This is a genomic window from Flavobacteriaceae bacterium (assembly GCA_003443635.1).
Classification (GTDB): domain Bacteria; phylum Bacteroidota; class Bacteroidia; order Flavobacteriales; family Flavobacteriaceae; genus AU392.
In genome coordinates, this window is record CP031964.1 from 1,695,415 (window position 1) to 1,713,088 (window position 17,674).

Annotated in this window: 21 protein-coding genes; 11 read left to right on the top strand and 10 right to left on the bottom strand. The window is 29.5% G+C overall.

What is annotated here, in order from left to right:
* Nucleotides 1-6 precede the first annotated feature (6 nt).
* Nucleotides 7-1,629, top strand: a complete 1,623-nt coding sequence (locus tag D1817_07705; GenBank protein ID AXT19767.1) for a peptidase M28 — start codon at nt 7-9, stop codon at nt 1,627-1,629.
* A 71-nt stretch (nt 1,630-1,700) separates the two neighbouring features.
* On the opposite strand, the gene D1817_07710 is transcribed toward D1817_07705, so the two are convergent.
* Both D1817_07710 and D1817_07715 read right to left on the bottom strand, forming a co-directional pair.
* On the bottom strand, nt 1,701-2,579 hold the full coding sequence (locus D1817_07710) for a sterol desaturase family protein (protein AXT19768.1): 879 nt from the start codon (nt 2,577-2,579) through the stop codon (nt 1,701-1,703).
* A gap of 3 nt (nt 2,580-2,582) precedes the next feature.
* The gene (locus D1817_07715) at nt 2,583-3,098 is read right to left on the bottom strand and encodes a hypothetical protein (protein AXT19769.1); all 516 of its coding nucleotides are present in this window, start codon (nt 3,096-3,098) and stop codon (nt 2,583-2,585) included.
* A 123-nt stretch (nt 3,099-3,221) separates the two neighbouring features.
* On the opposite strand from D1817_07715, the gene D1817_07720 reads away from it, so the two are divergent.
* Complete coding sequence (locus D1817_07720; GenBank protein ID AXT19770.1) at nt 3,222-3,788, top strand: Crp/Fnr family transcriptional regulator; 567 nt, start codon at nt 3,222-3,224, stop codon at nt 3,786-3,788.
* Between the two features lie 24 nt (nt 3,789-3,812).
* Here D1817_07720 and D1817_07725 read toward each other — a convergent pair whose 3' ends face one another.
* Together D1817_07725 and D1817_07730 are read right to left on the bottom strand one after the other, a co-directional pair.
* A complete protein-coding gene (locus D1817_07725) occupies nt 3,813-4,736 on the bottom strand; it encodes an adenylate/guanylate cyclase domain-containing protein (GenBank protein AXT19771.1) in 924 nt (307 codons plus the stop codon).
* A 70-nt stretch (nt 4,737-4,806) separates the two neighbouring features.
* Nucleotides 4,807-5,595 (bottom strand): PhzF family phenazine biosynthesis protein, encoded by a 789-nt coding sequence (locus tag D1817_07730; GenBank protein ID AXT19772.1) that lies wholly within the window; start codon nt 5,593-5,595, stop codon nt 4,807-4,809.
* Between the two features lie 333 nt (nt 5,596-5,928).
* Between D1817_07730 and D1817_07735 the strand changes: the two genes are divergently transcribed.
* Together D1817_07735 and D1817_07740 are read left to right on the top strand one after the other, a co-directional pair.
* The gene (locus D1817_07735) at nt 5,929-6,384 is read left to right on the top strand and encodes a hypothetical protein (protein ID AXT19773.1); all 456 of its coding nucleotides are present in this window, start codon (nt 5,929-5,931) and stop codon (nt 6,382-6,384) included.
* 10 nt (nt 6,385-6,394) lie between these two features.
* On the top strand, nt 6,395-6,802 hold the full coding sequence (locus D1817_07740) for a hypothetical protein (GenBank protein ID AXT19774.1): 408 nt from the start codon (nt 6,395-6,397) through the stop codon (nt 6,800-6,802).
* Between the two features lie 53 nt (nt 6,803-6,855).
* Here D1817_07740 and D1817_07745 read toward each other — a convergent pair whose 3' ends face one another.
* The 3 genes from D1817_07745 to D1817_07755 all read right to left on the bottom strand — a co-directional run bounded on the left by D1817_07745 (nt 6,856) and on the right by D1817_07755 (nt 8,327).
* The gene (locus tag D1817_07745; GenBank protein AXT19775.1) at nt 6,856-7,065 is read right to left on the bottom strand and encodes a hypothetical protein; all 210 of its coding nucleotides are present in this window, start codon (nt 7,063-7,065) and stop codon (nt 6,856-6,858) included.
* 623 nt (nt 7,066-7,688) lie between these two features.
* Entirely contained in the window at nt 7,689-7,874 is a 186-nt protein-coding gene (locus tag D1817_07750) for a hypothetical protein (GenBank protein AXT19776.1), read from the bottom strand.
* A 207-nt stretch (nt 7,875-8,081) separates the two neighbouring features.
* Nucleotides 8,082-8,327 (bottom strand): hypothetical protein, encoded by a 246-nt coding sequence (locus tag D1817_07755; GenBank protein ID AXT19777.1) that lies wholly within the window; start codon nt 8,325-8,327, stop codon nt 8,082-8,084.
* Nucleotides 8,328-8,569: 242 nt separating this feature from the next.
* On the opposite strand from D1817_07755, the gene D1817_07760 reads away from it, so the two are divergent.
* Genes D1817_07760 through D1817_07775 form a run of 4 tightly spaced genes read left to right on the top strand, consistent with a single transcriptional unit; the run spans nt 8,570 to nt 11,602 of the window.
* A complete protein-coding gene (locus tag D1817_07760) occupies nt 8,570-10,099 on the top strand; it encodes a hypothetical protein (GenBank protein AXT19778.1) in 1,530 nt (509 codons plus the stop codon).
* A complete protein-coding gene (locus D1817_07765) occupies nt 10,083-10,763 on the top strand; it encodes a hypothetical protein (protein AXT19779.1) in 681 nt (226 codons plus the stop codon). The genes D1817_07760 and D1817_07765 overlap by 17 nt, the downstream gene beginning before the upstream one ends.
* Before the next feature lie 3 nt (nt 10,764-10,766).
* Nucleotides 10,767-11,180 (top strand): hypothetical protein, encoded by a 414-nt coding sequence (locus tag D1817_07770; GenBank protein ID AXT19780.1) that lies wholly within the window; start codon nt 10,767-10,769, stop codon nt 11,178-11,180.
* 41 nt (nt 11,181-11,221) lie between these two features.
* Entirely contained in the window at nt 11,222-11,602 is a 381-nt protein-coding gene (locus D1817_07775) for a hypothetical protein (GenBank protein AXT19781.1), read from the top strand.
* Here the strand turns inward: D1817_07775 and D1817_07780 are convergent.
* From D1817_07780 to D1817_07790, 3 genes are all read right to left on the bottom strand, one after another.
* Complete coding sequence (locus tag D1817_07780; protein ID AXT19782.1) at nt 11,556-11,939, bottom strand: DUF3800 domain-containing protein; 384 nt, start codon at nt 11,937-11,939, stop codon at nt 11,556-11,558. The genes D1817_07775 and D1817_07780 overlap by 47 nt on opposite strands.
* A 27-nt stretch (nt 11,940-11,966) precedes the next feature.
* Nucleotides 11,967-13,670 carry a hypothetical protein gene (locus tag D1817_07785; protein ID AXT19783.1) on the bottom strand — a complete coding sequence of 568 codons (1,704 nt, stop codon included), beginning with the start codon at nt 13,668-13,670 and terminating at the stop codon, nt 11,967-11,969.
* Nucleotides 13,671-14,146: 476 nt separating this feature from the next.
* Nucleotides 14,147-14,713 carry a hypothetical protein gene (locus D1817_07790; protein AXT19784.1) on the bottom strand — a complete coding sequence of 189 codons (567 nt, stop codon included), beginning with the start codon at nt 14,711-14,713 and terminating at the stop codon, nt 14,147-14,149.
* A 120-nt stretch (nt 14,714-14,833) separates the two neighbouring features.
* Here D1817_07790 and D1817_07795 point away from each other — a divergent pair, with 120 nt between their 5' ends.
* The 3 genes from D1817_07795 to D1817_07805 all read left to right on the top strand — a co-directional run bounded on the left by D1817_07795 (nt 14,834) and on the right by D1817_07805 (nt 17,650).
* Nucleotides 14,834-15,499, top strand: coding sequence for a hypothetical protein (locus D1817_07795; protein ID AXT19785.1), 666 nt, complete (start codon nt 14,834-14,836; stop codon nt 15,497-15,499).
* A 542-nt stretch (nt 15,500-16,041) separates the two neighbouring features.
* Nucleotides 16,042-17,358, top strand: coding sequence for an integrase (locus tag D1817_07800; protein AXT19786.1), 1,317 nt, complete (start codon nt 16,042-16,044; stop codon nt 17,356-17,358).
* A 16-nt stretch (nt 17,359-17,374) separates the two neighbouring features.
* Entirely contained in the window at nt 17,375-17,650 is a 276-nt protein-coding gene (locus D1817_07805) for a DNA-binding protein (protein AXT19787.1), read from the top strand.
* Nucleotides 17,651-17,674: the final 24 nt, after the last annotated feature.

Genomic DNA, 17,674 nt, shown 5'->3' on the forward strand with positions numbered 1-17,674 from the left:
TAACAGATGAAAAAATATATAGCAGTAGTACTTGTTTTATTTCTTGCAAGTTGTAAATCCGAAACTAAAGAAGAAAACCAACTAATAGAAGTAGATGAATCAACTATTGGAAAACACATCGAGCGTTTAGCATCAGATGAGTTTTTGGGACGGATGCCTTTTACAGAAGGCGAAATTAAAACAACAACATATTTAAAAGAAGAATTTTCTAAATTAGGTCTTTTACCTGGAAATGGAGATAGTTATTTTCAAGACGTTCCTATGGTAGAGATTACAGGGACACCTTCAGAAAAAATGACTATTTCTGGACCTAAAGGTGATTTTGATTTAAATTATTCTGAAGATTTTGTGGCACTTACTCTTAAAACAGATAATGAAGTTAGTTTAGAAAATTCTGAACTTGTTTTTGCAGGTTACGGCGTTGTTGCTCCTGAATACGGATGGAATGATTATGAAGGTATTGATTGGGAAGGTAAAACAGCTGTTGTTTTAGTAAACGACCCTGGATTTAAATCAGGAGATAAAACATTATTTAAAGGAAATGAGATGACTTATTATGGGCGATGGACATACAAGTATGAAGAAGCGGGTAGACAAGGTGCAGCTGGAGTGATTATAATTCACGAGACTGAGGCAGCATCATATGGGTGGAATGTTGTTCAATCAAGTTGGAGTGGCGCTAAATTAAATTTAGAAAGCGAAGCTCCTGTTGCAGATGTACAAGGTTGGATCTCTAACGAAAGCACTGCAAAATTATTTGAAGCTTCAATTCTAGAAAATAAAAATTATCAAGAACTGGCAAAGCGAAAAGATTTTAAACCAATGCCGTTAGGCTTAACAGCATCAGTAAAGATTGCAAATAAAATTAAAAGAGATGCTTCTAAAAATGTGATTGCTATACTTCCTGGTTCAGAACATAAAGATGAATACATTATATACTCTGGACATTGGGATCATTTAGGTGTAGGGAAACCTGTGAAAAATGATTCTATTTATAACGGTGCTGTCGATAATGCATCAGGTACAGCTTGCCTTTTAAGTATTGCTGAAGCGTTTACTAAAGGAGAACAACCAAAACGTTCTATTGTTTTTATTGCAGTAACTGCAGAAGAGCAAGGATTATTAGGCTCTGGTTATTATGCAGAACACCCCATATATGATCCTAAAAAAACAGTAGCAAATATAAATATGGATGCACTCTCTAGTCCTGGAAAGATGAAAGATTTAACTATTACAGGATTTGGACATTCAGAAATGGATGAATATGCTAAAGAAGTTGCAGAAACGCAAGGACGTTATATTATCCCAGATCCTGAAGCTGAGAAAGGATATTTCTTTAGGTCTGATCATTTTAACTTTGCTAAAATTGGAATACCCGCATTATATGCAAGCGGATCGTATGAAGGATTTGAGCATAGTATTGAAGAGATCAAACAATTAAATGATGAATATCGTATACATAGATATCACCAACCATTAGATGAATATGATCCGAATACAACAGAATTAAGTGGGATTCAACTTGATGCTCAATTATTTTATCAAGTAGGTCTAAAATTATCTAATGAAGACTATTTCCCTAAATGGTATGACGGTAGTGAGTTTAAAGCGGCAAGAGACAAAGACTAATGAGTTTAAAATCTAATTTATTAGTAAAAGGTTTTAAACTGAAATAAAGATATATCAAGAAACAGGCTTTTTTACTTAGGCTCCCAATCAGGAGGTTTAATAAATATTAAAAATTTATTTTTAACTCCTTTAGTATGCTGTATTTTACGATATAGTCTAGTTAAACCGTGCAAGAAAACTTTAATAGGATTATTTGAGTTTAAAGCTTCAGAAATACCATAGTTTACTTTCTCTACTTCTGGTTCAAAAGTACCAAACATTCTATCCCAAATAATTAAAATACCTGCATAGTTTTTATCCCAATATTGTCTATTTGACCCGTGATGCACTCTATGATGTGAAGGGGTATTAAAAATAAACTCAACTGGCTTTGTGAGTTTGCCTATAATCTCGGTATGTAATAATGTTTGGAAAACCTGAACAAATACTTCAGATAACAATACTAAAATAGGATCATACCCTAGCATGACAATTGGAATAGAAAATATAATTGGGAGAATAGCGTCTAAAGGCCCAAATCTATAAGCTACAGACATATTAAAATGCTCAGAACTGTGATGTACTGTATGTGTAGCCCAGCCAATTCCGATACGATGCATCATTCTATGTTCCCAATAATAAGCTAAATCTGCTAATAGAATACAACTGAAAATTGTAATCCAATTTAAAGATAAATGAGGAAAACTTAAATGTTCATAAACCCAAAAGTAAACTTTAGTTACTGCTAATATTCCTAAAATAATTTCTATTATTAAAAAGGCGCCAAAAGTTATAATATTAGCAATAGAGTCGAATACCAAATCCTTTGTTAAACGTTTTTGAAAACCATATCGAATAAGTTCCAATATAAAGAAAGGAAGAATGATATAAATTAAACTCAAGTCGTTTAGGACATAAAACCAATATTCTACATCAATCCATTGTAATTCTTTTGATAAAAACTCAATCATAATTTATAATTTTTTCCAAGTTTCTGTATCACCATAACCATAATAATCATAGCTTAGTTCAAAGGTTGTTTTGTTAATAATTTTAATCTCACAATCTACATCATATTTTTTGCCTTCATACATAATGTTATATGAGCCTTTTCCATTACTACCATCAAACTCTTGAATAATCAAAGCAATTTCGTTTGCTGCTTTTTCGCCATTACCGTTTTCATCTTGATACTCCCAAGTATAAGCATTTATAAGATTGTTTTCATTTATAAGGTTATATATAATTGAGCCTTTAAACTCTTCAGAATTATAAACCACTTTCCATTTGCCTGTGATATCTTTAACGGATAACGGTATTCTATTTTGAAGAGCACTTTTTTCTTCTATATTATTTTCAGATTTTAAAAGATTGGAATTAGTTTCAATTGATGAGGTTTGATTAGGAGATAAATAATTGAATAAATGCGCTCCTCCTGCTATAAAAATGATAATAGCCAAACTTCTAAATAATAGTATTGATGATTTCATTATTGTAATTTTTTACAAAAGTATTTAACCTTAAAACTCAATCTTTTGACTTAAATCAAAAAATAAGATAAAGAAGTTCAATTTTACTGATTGAAATTATAATCAATTTATTATTTTAACTTAATGAACCCATTTCTGACTTACATAAAGCAATATATTGATATTTCTCCTGAAATAGAAGTTGAGATGACTAATATAATGCGTAAAGAGAGTATCATAAAAGGAGAATTACTTTTAGAAGAAGGGAAAATCTGTAAAAGATTGTATTTTTTGTCAAAAGGGACGATACGAACTTATTTTTTTCAAAAAGGGAAAGATATTACGTATTGGATTTACCCTGAAAACACTATAGTTACTTCTTGGCATAGTTATTTATTGTGTAAACCATCTACAGAATATATTGAAGTGATTAATGATGCAATCGTCTATTCAATAACTTATGATCAATGGGAGGAACTTTATTTAAAATACCCAAGTTTAGAGCGTTTTGGAAGATTAGTTATGGAAGAAGTAGTAGCTTTAATTGATGATTTTTATAAAGGGTATTATTTGCTGTCTGCAAAAGAAAAATATGAATTATTGATTTCTGTTTTTCCAAATATTACTCAACGTGCAAACCTAGGTCATATAGCATCAATGCTAGGAATTAGTCAAGAAACCTTAAGTAGAATCAGAAGAGGTAAAAAGTAACTTATCTTCGCTAATTAATGTGTGTTATATTTTAATTTCATAAAGTTTATACTGCCCAGTCTTCCCTTTTAAAGTAGTACTAAAAGAATTGTGATTAGGGTATTTTTTATTGATTTTTTGATAAGCTTCTTCAGAGAGTAAAAGCTTAGTATCAAACTTTTTGTTTGCTGCTTCAATACGACTTGCATAATTTACATTGTCTCCTATTACAGCCAATTTTTTCATTGCACCAGTATCAAAAGGGCCTACAATAACATTTCCGTAGTGAATACCCGCTCGAATTCCGAATTGAATATTAAAATTTTCTTTAAGATATACATTAAATAATTCTAAATTTTTATGCATTCCTTCTATTGCATGTATGGCATCTAAAACAGAATTGCGACCTTCGTTATCTATACCAAAAACAGCCAAAATCCCATCACCAGCTACATCACTTATAATTCCTTTATTATCTTGAATAATCGTATTCATAATTCGATAATATCGATTTAATACATGTACAATATCGTATGGAGGAAATTTTTCTGCTAAAGCTGTATAGTTAATAATATCTATAAATACTATTGTTAGTTTTTGCTGGCTACCAAGAGCGATTTTTGAATCCTCAGAAAATTGTTCATTAATAATATCCATATCCAATTTATCTGCCACCATCCTTCGGATTGATACATCTCCTGTAATATGAGTTTGACAAGCTAAACGAATTTCTATAGGGAAATTTAACTTCTCTGCAATTTGTTGTTCTGCATTACTTCTTGAGCTGCAATTCTCTATTCCTTTAACGATACTTACTCTGCAAGTAGAACATTTTGCTTGTCCGCCACAAGCGTGTGCATGATTAATATGAGCTGCTAATGTAGCTTCAAGAATTGTGCTATTCTCATAACAATTAACCTCCTCTTGCTCTTTAAACAAGCTAATTTTATGTGACTTAGAGCTTTTCATTATTTTGTATTTATAGTATTAGAATTGCTATGCTAAACGTAACTGAGTGAATTAAAATTAACTGCTTTTTTTATTCTGTATATATTTCTCCTATCAAATATAATTTTGCTTGCCCGCAAATCTCAACTCTATCACCTAAAAGGTTACATTGTAAATATCCTTTACGCTCTGAAAGTTGAATTGCAGATAACTCTGTTTTACCAAGTTTATTTGCCCAATATGGAGTTAAGGTGGTATGAGCCGAACCAGTTACTGGATCTTCATCAATCCCTGATTGTGGTGCGAAAAACCTTGACACAAAGTCTACGTTATCTCCTTTTGCAGTGGCTATTAAACCTCTGCCATTAAGAGTTGAAATATGTTTTAGATCAGGCTTTAAATGTTTGACCTGATTTTCGTTTTCGAAAACTAAAACAAAATCCGTTTTGCCTTTTAAAGCTTGTATGGGTGCAATATCAAATCCACTTGTTAAATCTTTAGATAGATCTATATTTTCAATAGTATCTGTTGGAAAATTTAATGTTAAATAGTCATTTTTTTTAGTGACAGTTAGCTTTCCACTACGGGTAGAGTAAAAATTAATTAAGCCCTCTTTATAGTTTTCCAAATTAAATAAAACATATGCTGCTGCTAAAGTTGCATGTCCACATAGGTTAACTTCTACTTTTGGTGTAAACCATCTAATTTGATATTGATCGCCTTGTTTTACATAAAAAGCAGTTTCTGCTAGATTGTTTTCCATTGCAATTCTCTGTAATAGTTTATCACTTAACCATTCTTTAAGTGGACAAACTGCTGCTGGATTTCCTGAAAAAACCTTATCGGTAAAAGCATCTATTTGGTAAATTTTATAATTCATTTTTTGTTTAGTTTCTAATTCTTCAGTTCATGGGAGATTAAACATAATACAGAGAAGACATGTTCACTAGTGTATATACCTTAATTATTTATATATACTCTCAAAATTAGTAAATTAATTGCACACCTATCACTTAACGAACCCTTAAATATACGTAGCCTTACGTACAAAAAATAATTATTTATCTTTCTTAGAAATTCTTATACTTATGAAAATTATATTAATACTTTGTGTATTATTCATTTCCTTTAATTCATTTAGTCAAAAACTAAAAGAGTGTAAAGCTTCAAATAATATTGTTATATTATAATGGTACACTTACAAAGGAAGAGTATGAGTCAGATAAGAAAAAATACTAAACAAAAACTAACTATAAACATGAAACAACTATTAACAATAGCCCTATTATTTATTTCTTTAAACTGTATTAGTCAATCAAATGATTTCATTGGTAAATGGGTTGGTGAAGATAAAGGAGAAGTAGGATATATGAATTTTGACAAAGAGGGATTTATAACTTGTGAATTTGATGGACAAACAATTGGAGGAAAAGAATTTATTATGTCCAATCAGAAAGCTTCTATGGTATATGAAATAAATACTAATGCAAATCCTGTGAAAGTTGATTTTATAATTACATTTAAAGTTAATGGTGCTAAACAAAAGTTGATGTTCATAGCCAAGTTTAAAGATAAAAACACACTCGTTATGGCATCAGGATTCAATAGCGGAGTAAGACCAACCGAATTCACTGATGACAATTCAATTGTATTGACAAGAACTGAATAAACAAACAACTATGAAACAATTACTAACCTTATCACTTTTGCTTATTTCTCTAAACTGTATTAGTCAATCAAATGATTTTATTGGTAAGTGGGCTGTTGATGGTTTGGGAAGTGATGGAATTATAAGTTTTGATAAAGAGAAAAATGTTATTCTTTATCTTGAAGGACAAACTCTAGGAGGAGATGATTATCAAATAGAAGGAAAGAAAGCTTCTTTTACTTATGAAATAAATTATAAAACAAACCCAATTCAATTAGACTTTATATATACTTTATTAGAAACTGGTGAGCAGTATAGAATTTTGTTTTTGGCAAAATTTACTGGTAAAAATGATTTATTATTGGCTACTAGTTCCAATAATGTTCGCCCCATAGAGTTTAAAACTGAAAACACAATGATTTTAAAAAGAAAAGAATAATTAGTTAAGATGAAAAGGGAAAATAAAAGCGACCCGAAGATCGCTTATTTATATTAACGAACACAACAGACACAATGCCCTAAAGTAGGATGAGGATAGTCCCCTGAATCACAAATTCCATCTTCGACAAAATATGGAGAGATGCAATTTGAAGTAGATAATCCATCTCCACTAATAGATTGTTGTTCCGACTTGTTTAAAGCTTTGCCTAAGCTCAATAAATTTTTCATAATAAAAGTTTTGATAATTAAAACCGTGAACATTTAATGGCATTCACGATATCTGCCAATCCCTCGCGAAGAATAATATATCTAAAGTAGGAAATAACATATAAGTTTATATATAAGTAAATGTTAAAGCTGTAATTAAGTGAAAACTCTAAGAATTAATAATATAAGAAAAAGTATAATACAAATTATGGAAATTGCTCTTGATTGAGGGGATTCGAATAAACTATAAATCGGTATTATAAAAAGTGTCATTAAAATAAATAATAATTTATTCCAAATTTTTTTCATAATCCAAATATAATAAAACTGAAACCTGTAGTTAATCAATGTCATTTTTATCACCCTTCTCTTTTTTAAAAAGTGTTTCAGCAGGTATCCCAAATATCTTAACTCCTTTTGGAAAAAAGTAAGCCCATAAAAATAAAAGCGCAATTATAATAATTAAGATTAGAAATTTCATATAATAATTAGTATGAGAAAATGAATAAAAGTTACAAACCTATAAACTTGTAATATTTATAAAAATATTAAATGCACTTCAAAGCAAAGAAAGAAATACATGGCTCATGATTTGGAATACTAATCGAATTAATATTGGATACACAATAGAGAGACAAGTATTAAACTTGCTCTCTATTTATTAAATATATGATTTATTATTCTAAAATGCATCGCCCAACAAAACATACATATTGTATATCCTCAAATGGATCACCACATAAATTTACGGGACATTCACAATCTTCATTTGTGAAGCATTCACCATTTGGAGAGAACCCTCCATTAATAAATTTTTGTTCTGATTTATCTAGGACTTTACCTAAGTTCAATAAATTTTTCATAATAAAAAGTTTTAATAATTAAAACCGTGAACATTTAATGGCATTCACGATATCTGCCAATTCCTCGCGAGAATTATATCAAATGTAATGAATCAAAAAACATACGTAGTTCTACGTATATAGCAATAGAAATGAAACTATTTTTTCAAGGTTATAGTTTAAAATTCCATTTATATTTTGGGTGAATTACGAAGAAAATTAATCCAACTAATTTCTCCCATCTAATTCCTTTTTTATTTTTTTCATTTTTCCATAATTCAAAGGAATAAACACACCCAATGCGGGAGGAATTATAAGTAAAGCTGTAAAAATACTGTCTTTTTCTTTTGTCACCAATCCGTATGTACAAACAATAAGTAGTAAAGACATAATGCTTATCAATGCTGCACTAATAAGTTTTAATGCTTTTAATTCTCCATTTAATTCTCCAGTAGATTTATCTTTTAAGGCCATATTTATTTTCTGTTTTATTTGGTTTTTATATTGATTATATCGAATTATAACATTCTTAGACGTGTATTAAATGTATTTGTTACTTTATTTTATAGTGTTAATTATTCCTTGATAGCAAGAATGACATTTACTCATTAAAAAATACCACTCCCTAATTTAAAAATAGCAGTTCCCTAATTAGCTGTTTTAATAGCATTTTGTAGTATTTAATATTAATCCATAATTTAAAAACAAAAATGTAAATGAAACAACACAAACCTATTTTAAGTGCTTTCTTAATATTATTTCTATTATTAGTAAGTTGTACACAAGATGATGCGCCTCTAGAAATTATTCAGGAAGAACAAGAAATTTTTCAAACCACCAACCCCGAAGATATTTTAAATTTATTTCAACCAAGTAATACAGAAGGAGAACTTACTTTTTCTGTTTTCGGAGGTGAAAATAGCAATTCTGCTTTCGTTGTCCCTGATTTGGAGAATGTAAGGCAAGAGCAATTACGGAACAGTAATGCTTTTATGACAGTTATACCTGCTACTATTCCATCTGCTCCATCAAATGTTTATAGTCGTGTGTTAGCACTTAACGCTAATGATGAAATGCATACAGCAGTATTAAGTATGGTTCGTGATGATAGCAATCAAGACAACGGGTTTAATGGATATTATTTCTTGCATAGTTTAGAAGGTAATCTTATTCATTTGTATAAGGTTGAAAGTGGAGTTATTGTAAAAAGATTAGCAGATACAAATACTAATCAAGTTGCTCAAACAACTAGTCAGGAAATAGAATTAATTGAAAACAAACCGCTAATAGCAACTAGTACAGGAGCTAATTGTGTATGTTCAATAGATAATTTTAGTTGTTGTGAATTCATAACTGAAGTATATCTTACAGGTGGTGGTGGTTCTCCAAATACCATTACCCCTATTGAGATATTTGAACCGTCTAATTTACCTGATTATGACCCAAATAATGATTCTGAACCTATTACTTATCTTACTGGAGGCGGTGGAAGTGGAGGCTCAAATGGTGATGGTAATGACAATAATACTTGTGGACCAAATGCATATTTTGATACAGTAGCTAATGAATGTAAACCAGCAATAAACTTGTTAGATTTGCTATTTGAAATTGATGTAAGCGATCTTACAGGTAAAGAAAAATGTGCTTACGATTTATTAGCACAAACTAACGGAAATCTATTTAATGAAACTATTGGATTATTTGGAATACCTGGAGCCAAATACAATTTAAAATTTACTTATGGTTCATGTAATACTGGTGGTGAAGCCTGCACAAATACCGATGATTTAGCAAATAATAATTTAACAATTAAAATTGCTGATAAAGGGCTATCTGTTTTAGAGCAAGCAGCAAATATTTTGCACGAAGGCATACACGCAGAGATTTATAGATATGTGAAAGAAAATGGTGGTAGTGTAGACCCTAATGATAGAATTAATTTATATAATAAATATAATCAATATAACGTTCAAAATGGATCATATACTAACACATCAGTGGCGCAACACCAACATATGGCTGACAGATTTGTTTACCCTATTGCAAGAGCTATAAGAGAATTAGATGGATTAAGACTTCCAGTTGAAGATTATTTACCGTTCGCTTGGGCTGGTTTAGAACCATATGGTGTAGATGGATATTTTGATGAAAATATCAATTTTGTTCATTTTGTAAATGAAGGAATAGAAATTAAAATAAAAAAAATAGTAGATGAAACGATGGTTGGTAATGATTGTGTTAATTAAGAGAAATGTGAAGATATTTTCTTTCCTTTTTTTAATATTTATTCAATCGTGTTATAATGACACTAAAACTCAAGAAATTAATTTTGAAGTAAATACTGACGATTATGAAATAATTAGTAAAGTAATCGATAATGTTGGCATTCGTATAAGCCCTAGAAATTTATCTCCAATTTCTGCTAAAGGAAGGTATTCCACAAAAGATTCTTTAGAAGCTAATAAAAAAATGATTGATTTTGTAAATAAATTTAGAACGATTGCTATAGATACTAGCTTATTGTATTTTATTCCTGAATATGAAATTATAACAGAAAGATATAAGACTAATAATTTTAATAATCTTAAATTAATTGATTCTATAAACAAGGTCAACCCTATTGATATTAGTTACATTAAATTAAAAAAAGTAAAACAATCAATATATTTTGACTCTATAACGTATTTTAATTCTTCAAAACATTTAAAAAATGGTAGGTATAGCAATTATATAGATATTGATTATAGGTTTAATTTTTCAAATATTGTTTATAATGAAGTAAAAAATAAAGCTGCCATTCGCTGTCACTACAGGTATAAAGATCGTTATCCAGAAGGGGGTATACTTTTTTTAGAAAAAGTTAATAATGAGTGGATCATTGTAGATGAACATTGGTTTATGCCTTTTTAAAATATGCTGAAATACATACTAAAAATAATCCTAATATTAATTGTGTTTAGTTGTAAGGCACAAGATCAAACTGTTAAAAAAGACACTCTTTTTTTTGAATTACAAAAAGATTACATTATCAAAGGGGAGCATTTTTCAAATGAAAATAAGTATTTTATTAAAGATGGAGCAAAGAATAATGGAGAAGTCCTTTTTTTTAAGCAACAAAATATAAAATACCAGATACCAGTAAGTAAGAACAGGATTAAAAGCCTTAAAGAATATATCAGAAGTAACTCTAAGATATATAATAATGGTAATATCTCATGCTACTATGCTTTAAATGAATTTGAAAATCATGCAATCTTTTTTGTGGATATGAAAAATTTAAATAATCCAGCATTTATTGAGGTTGCTGTTGCTTCTGAAATAGAATAAAGATTATGACCGTTAATAACTGTCCAACAGATTAAGAGGCTATGAAATATATAATTGCTTTACTAATAATATTAACTACGATTACTCTTAATGCACAGGATCAAACGGTTAAAAAAGATACGCTGTTTTTTAAGATTGAAGAAAATTATTTAGTAAAGGGTAATGAGCTTTACGACAAGAATCATTACTATTTTAAAAAAGATAAAATGAAATCAGAGGGAGGAGGTGCTTTTTCGTTTGAAATACTGGAAGAAAAATATAAAGAAGTAAAATCTCTTAAATCCTTTATTGAAAAAGGAGATAAATATGGATTAGAATCAGCATCTGAAAGATATAAATTACTTGCAGAATTAGCGAAGTATGAAGTCTTTTTTGTCAAAGAAAAACATTGTATTTGTGATGACTATGTATATTATGATTAAGTAAATAATAATACATTTTATAATAAAAATCGTCATATGATTGGTAAAAAGCACCATTGTTAATTTTAGATTTATCTACTCCTACTGTTCTAAAACGTAAATCTGTTGCAAAGAAATAATCTACTAAGTCTAAGTAAAATCGAAGTTTAGATTTAGATACTTTTGACCATTTAATTTCAGCATAGAAATTATGTTTTTTTTTAAGTTCACTTATGTTTTTTGTGTGTAACTTAACTTGATTATAAGCTGAACTTACTGATCCTAAAAACATAAATGATTTATGATCATTTTCTAAATGACAACTTTCATCACAGTATATATTAAATGTTTTATTCATTCTAAGGTCTTATAATTAAGTTAGGGTCTAATCACATTTCTTACTACCTAAGGCCTTTATGTTGGCTATAACAGTATTAAAAGCTGGATATGATATTACACCATTTACAACATTAGAAGTTAAATTATTTGCAACTGCCCATGTAGTAAATTCAGTGGTTTGCTCTAACCCAACCCAACTGATATATTCAGATGTTTTTTCTTTCCAATCTGTCCCAAACTCATCTTGCATACTCGAAATTAAAAAAGGATTTTCGTTAGCCCAGTCATTTTCTTCTAAAATTAAATTTTCGATTTGTGATTTGTAGCTCATAACATTAAAACTAGCTGTGTTAAATAAAGAATGTGTCCATTGCAAACTTGTAGGGTTAGCCTGATTATATACACAAATTAACGCAGCGAATCTATGTTTTACTGATAAAGGGCTCAATAGTAAATTAATAGCATAGTTGCCACAATCTACATTAAGTTGAGGATCTCCATTAGGTAGAAACACTATAAGACCCAATTCATCCAATGTTCTCATTAACATAACATGTGTCAATTCATGAGCCAATGTTACCATTCTTGCTAAATTTGAAGAATTTTCAATTGCATGACTAGTTGTTATTGTATAAAAGTCAAATCCACTACTAAAGTTGTTTGCTTCATGCCCTTTTGTAATTCCCCAGTCCTGACCTGGAGTAATCCCAACTTTATATTGTAAAATATCAGTTGGATCGCTTCTAAAAAGACTAAGCAATTGTTCATAGAAATTATTATCAGATATGTCATTTGCTAATTTATCATGAATACATTTAGTTTTTGTATTGACAAAACTTTGATGATTCGTAAAAATTTCAAAGTCCTCAACTGGCGTACATTCTCCATTTCCACCTATTATGCCCACATCTCCAATATCGTTTCCAAAACCAGGTAATGTTTTAGATGGTATACAAGGGTTTGCAGGTAATGGGCTAGTATTTACAGAACCGTTGCCACCACCACTGCCGCCGCTTAATGGTGTTGGATTATCATTATCACTCAATGTAACATCAACACAGGTTGTAGTACAACCAACATAAGAAAATGCCATTGAATCGGGATATTTTGGAATAAAATCACATTGTGGATCATTTACTTCATGCAGACCACTAGCACACGGTACATTAATTGTTGAACAGGTAACACTACATGTTGAACCTCCAGCAGATGTAGTATATGAATCAAAAGTACCTTTATTTAAAGGTGTTATTATAGTTTCAGCTTTTTCTGTTAATAATTCACCTCTAGCTAGTGATAAATATTGTTCTGCAGTAACATCATATTGAACTAAGTATTCATCATAAAAATTACTTTCAATATTATAGTGTAGTACAATGTTTTCGATATAATATTTTGGTTTCTCTCTAATAACTGTAAAAGTATACGTGTGAGTATTTGCATAAGTCATGTACAACACATTATCATACAATACTTCTACTCCTTTTGGTTCTGTGTTCTCATTTTGAATATTTAATCCAGAAACATAACTCTCTTGCATTTGTCCAATAGAAGATTTTAAATCATCCATCTTAGATTGTATTTGAGAGTAATGAGGGATTTTTTCAAACGACATCAAAGTACTTGAAATTTCACTTTTAAATTCTGATTGTTCAGGAATAATCTCTAACTGATCATCTTCTGCTTGACAACTTACTATTACTAGTAAAATAGCTAATAACTTTTTGTACGTTTTTAATAAAGATTTCATTGAATATGTATTTGTTGGTTAATTTTGAATCAATATTCATTTATAAAGCTACGTAGGGATAACTTGTTTTATTCTGTTCTATTTAAGACAGCTGTATTGTCATTATTAAATTCTGTTGGTCTTATGGTATTAAATGTTGTTGCCAATAATAGAGTGTTTTTATCTCTGAATTTGGCTATACACAACATTTTATGTTTTTCATCAGAGTTTTTTACAGAAAGTATAAAATCAATTTGAATTGGGGTCGTTTTAGTATTTATTTCATAAGTAAAAGAAGCTTTTGTATTTCTAAAATCAAACTCTTTACCACCAATTTTTTGACCCTTAGATTCTAATAGAACATACCCTTCTTTATCAAAATTAAGATGCCCTATTCTTCCATTATCATTCCCTTTTCATTTTCCAATAAAATCATTAGTCTGACTAAAACAATTAAGTGTAATAAATAGTAGGGTAATTATTGTTAGGTTTTTCATTTAGTCTTTATTTAATATTTTCTTCTTTTCAGTTTCGTATTCTTCTTTTGTCAAAGTTCCGTTATCTAATAGCTCTTTTAATTTTGCTAATTGATCATACTTATCAGATTTTACAACTATACCATTTGTTTTCTCTTTACATGGCTTAATTTCACACGTTTCTATTGCTCCTTCTATATCTAAAATATAATTTGTTATGTTTCCACCTCCAATAGTAAACATAACTCCTCTGAAGTTTCTGCCGTTGTATCTTCTAATTCGTTTTAATTTAAACCTTAATCCCCTATTAGCAGCAGGTAATCTATTGGCTTCTGTATCTAAAGAGATTGCCCATCCTCCAATATTAGCGTGAACAAATTTTCCATTTGTATCAGAACCTTTGTTTAACTCATAGAATTCACCAACTTTATAAGTAACACCATTACTTGCTAGATAGCTTTTTTTAGATGGTTTTTCTTTACTAGTCTTTCTTGCTTCTAATTCTTGTTGCCTCTCTTCTTTAGTCTTTTTTTGGGAAAATGAATTGAATGAAATTAATACAATAAGCAGAATAGTAATTTGTTTCATAGAATATAATTTCCATGAAAGATATATAAACTATTTATATACGTAACTCTACGTATAAAAAAGTTATTTATAGGTTTTATATTTATAACACTTACTATAATTGACTTCTTAATTCTTTTGTTGCCATTATTAATAAAGGATTATAATTTCAGTTCACTTGGTTCATTAGGTGATACAGTGGGTGGTTTTTTAAACCCAATCATTGCTATCTCTGCTGCTATGTTAACTTTTTTAGCATTTTACATACAGTATCAAGCTAATATTCAAGTACAAAAACAATTTTTGAAGCAGCAATATGATGATTCAATTAATTTTGAATACAATAAATTAAAAGAAAGAATTTACTTAATTATAAATGAGGTAGATAATTTCAATGTAGCTTTTCATGAAGGTAAATTAATTTCTAAGTTAAATGAAATACCAAAAACAGGAGGGAAAAAGTATAATTTCAGCGGAGTACAAGGATTAAATCTTTTCTTAATAGAGTATTTTAGAGATAAAAAAGAAAAAGAAAAAAATAAAGATTTTAAATTTGATGACTCATTTCACTCAGTAGCATTAAATATTAATAACTTATTAATTCTATTCTATAATGCCCATATTACCATTATGGATTCTTCACTTAAAGAACCCTATCATAATGAGCTTATTGAGTTATTGGCATATGTTTATTATTTTAAGATTGGTTTTTTAGTTGAGCATTATATCAAAAATGATCCATCAGGCAAATTATTTGAACAAATTATTGTGCTTAAAAACTATTATTCTACAGAACCTGAAAAATAAAGAATTGTCAACGATAATGTCAACTAAAAAATAAAACCCTTGTAAATCAAAAAATTACAAGGGTTTTTGCGGAGAATGAGGTTCGGCTTTAATGAAACTCAATAATACCAAATGAAACTGTTTATGCTCTAAAACCCTTTAAACATCAACACTTCATTCTCATTTGGGTTAAGTAGTGTTTAATAATCAAATAGTTAAAACTATATTAAGTTTCATTAATGTGGGGAACAGGTGGGGATGAAAAAGTTTGTTTTTCTCAATTATTTTTTATATCTTTGCTTTTATAAAGCAAAAGTCCAAAAAAATTAGAGATTTTTGCAATTGTTTTTTAATATTCTGAATCTATAGAGTTTGCTTTTTTAGCAAACACCAACCTGCGAGACAAAACTCGTAAGGTGGTTCAATGATTCGGCATTCAATGCAAGGCTAATAAGCTAAACAAATGAGTAGATTCCTATCTACAATCATTCATAGAAAAGTTTACACAGACCTTGCTTTTCAAAAACAATTTGAACAAGTGTTAATTTTAAACTTAATGTATTATGAATGTCAAATTTTTTATTCGAAAAAGTCCTAAGCAAGGCAAAAGTACAATACACGTTCGTGTTCGTATAGGTAGGGGTATAGATTTATCTATGGCAACTAAAGAATCCGTGTTTATTGAGGATTGGGATTCAACAGCTCAATGCCTAGTAGAAACTTACAACTATACTAAAAATGGAAAAACTGTTTCTAAGAGAGATGCAGCAACAAAAATTAAAATCCACGAGAACAAAAAAGTAAACTATAGGCTGTATGAGTTAAAGCGTAGTATTGAGGAAAGCTATAAATCTGGTGATGAGACAATTAATAGCAAATGGTTAAAAACAATCATTTATCCAGAATTAGATAAAGATAATACTTCTGACACCTGTTTTCTAAGCTACTGTGATACTTTCCTTATTCAAAAAGGGAATAACATTAGTGAAGCATATAAAACTAAAGTAAACAGTATTAAAGCCATCTTAGAGCGTTATATGGCGAAAAGAAAGATTAAGCAACTAAACTTACAGGACATTGATACAGGCTTTAAAATAGACTTTGAGGAGTATTGTATAGAGACAGAAAAGTATTCCTTGAACTACTTCGAAAGAAACTTTAAGTTTATCAAGACTATCTTATTTCACGCTCAACAGAATGGGCATCAGATTTTTTCTGGATTAAGCAGAATCAAATGTAAGACAGAGAAAACTACGTTTGAAATATTAACTCAGGAAGAATTAGACATGATAGAGCAGGAAACTTTTTCGGATGAACATTTAGAGACAGCTAAAGACTGGCTTTTAATTTCCTGTTATTGTGGTCAGAGAGTTTCTGATTTTATGAATTTTGACGTGAATAGAATTACTGAAAAGTTTATTAATGGAGAGAAACGTTTCTTCATAGAGTTCACACAAGAAAAAACAGGAAAGCAACTTCTACTTCCGTTACATTCAAAGATTGTGGATATTCTCAAAAAAAGAGACTGGTCTTTTCCGAGAAAAATGTCTTCTGTTAAATATAACCTTCACATCAAAAAAGTTTGTGAATATGTTGGTATTGACCAGTTAGTGAAAGGTTCATTAGCAGTTAAGGAAACCCAGTCTGAACAAATTAAGAAGAGGAAGAAAAATAATCGGAGAAAAGTTGTTGATTATTACCCAAAGTATAAGCTCATTTCTTCGCACGTGGGACGCCGAACCTTTAGTTCGTTAAACTTTGGTAAAATACCTACGCCGCTATTAATGGTGGCTACAGGACATTCTACACCACAAATGTTAATGAAGTATATAGGTAAAATAGATGAACAACAATCTTTAGCATTAGCAGAGTATTTATAACATAAAAATTTAATATATGAGTGAGATAACTATCATTAACCCAAACGATTTGAGAACAATAGTATCAGATGTTGTAGAAGAAAAATTAATCGCATTTGCAAACTGGTTTGAAGCAAAGCTAATCCAAGAGGAAAGACCGTTAACTGCAAAAGAAGCCATGAAATATTTAAGTATGTCTAGAGCAACTTTTTATCGTTATGTAGATAAAGGGGTTATCCCTAAAAGAATGCTTGATACAAAGGTTTACTATTATAAATCAGACCTTGATAATGCAATATTGAAAGTAAACTAAATTATTAACTACAGAATCCTTAGA

Coding starts and splice junctions, on each gene's coding strand:
- D1817_07705 (AXT19767.1), top strand. CDS start 7: ATGAAAAAATATATAGCAGTAGTACTTGTTTTATTTCTTGCAAGTTGT.
- D1817_07710 (AXT19768.1), bottom strand. CDS start 2,579: ATGATTGAGTTTTTATCAAAAGAATTACAATGGATTGATGTAGAATAT.
- D1817_07715 (AXT19769.1), bottom strand. CDS start 3,098: ATGAAATCATCAATACTATTATTTAGAAGTTTGGCTATTATCATTTTT.
- D1817_07720 (AXT19770.1), top strand. CDS start 3,222: ATGAACCCATTTCTGACTTACATAAAGCAATATATTGATATTTCTCCT.
- D1817_07725 (AXT19771.1), bottom strand. CDS start 4,736: ATGAAAAGCTCTAAGTCACATAAAATTAGCTTGTTTAAAGAGCAAGAG.
- D1817_07730 (AXT19772.1), bottom strand. CDS start 5,595: ATGAATTATAAAATTTACCAAATAGATGCTTTTACCGATAAGGTTTTT.
- D1817_07735 (AXT19773.1), top strand. CDS start 5,929: ATGAGTCAGATAAGAAAAAATACTAAACAAAAACTAACTATAAACATG.
- D1817_07740 (AXT19774.1), top strand. CDS start 6,395: ATGAAACAATTACTAACCTTATCACTTTTGCTTATTTCTCTAAACTGT.
- D1817_07745 (AXT19775.1), bottom strand. CDS start 7,065: ATGTTCACGGTTTTAATTATCAAAACTTTTATTATGAAAAATTTATTG.
- D1817_07750 (AXT19776.1), bottom strand. CDS start 7,874: ATGAAAAATTTATTGAACTTAGGTAAAGTCCTAGATAAATCAGAACAA.
- D1817_07755 (AXT19777.1), bottom strand. CDS start 8,327: ATGGCCTTAAAAGATAAATCTACTGGAGAATTAAATGGAGAATTAAAA.
- D1817_07760 (AXT19778.1), top strand. CDS start 8,570: ATGAAACAACACAAACCTATTTTAAGTGCTTTCTTAATATTATTTCTA.
- D1817_07765 (AXT19779.1), top strand. CDS start 10,083: ATGATTGTGTTAATTAAGAGAAATGTGAAGATATTTTCTTTCCTTTTT.
- D1817_07770 (AXT19780.1), top strand. CDS start 10,767: ATGCTGAAATACATACTAAAAATAATCCTAATATTAATTGTGTTTAGT.
- D1817_07775 (AXT19781.1), top strand. CDS start 11,222: ATGAAATATATAATTGCTTTACTAATAATATTAACTACGATTACTCTT.
- D1817_07780 (AXT19782.1), bottom strand. CDS start 11,939: ATGAATAAAACATTTAATATATACTGTGATGAAAGTTGTCATTTAGAA.
- D1817_07785 (AXT19783.1), bottom strand. CDS start 13,670: ATGAAATCTTTATTAAAAACGTACAAAAAGTTATTAGCTATTTTACTA.
- D1817_07790 (AXT19784.1), bottom strand. CDS start 14,713: ATGAAACAAATTACTATTCTGCTTATTGTATTAATTTCATTCAATTCA.
- D1817_07800 (AXT19786.1), top strand. CDS start 16,042: ATGAATGTCAAATTTTTTATTCGAAAAAGTCCTAAGCAAGGCAAAAGT.
- D1817_07805 (AXT19787.1), top strand. CDS start 17,375: ATGAGTGAGATAACTATCATTAACCCAAACGATTTGAGAACAATAGTA.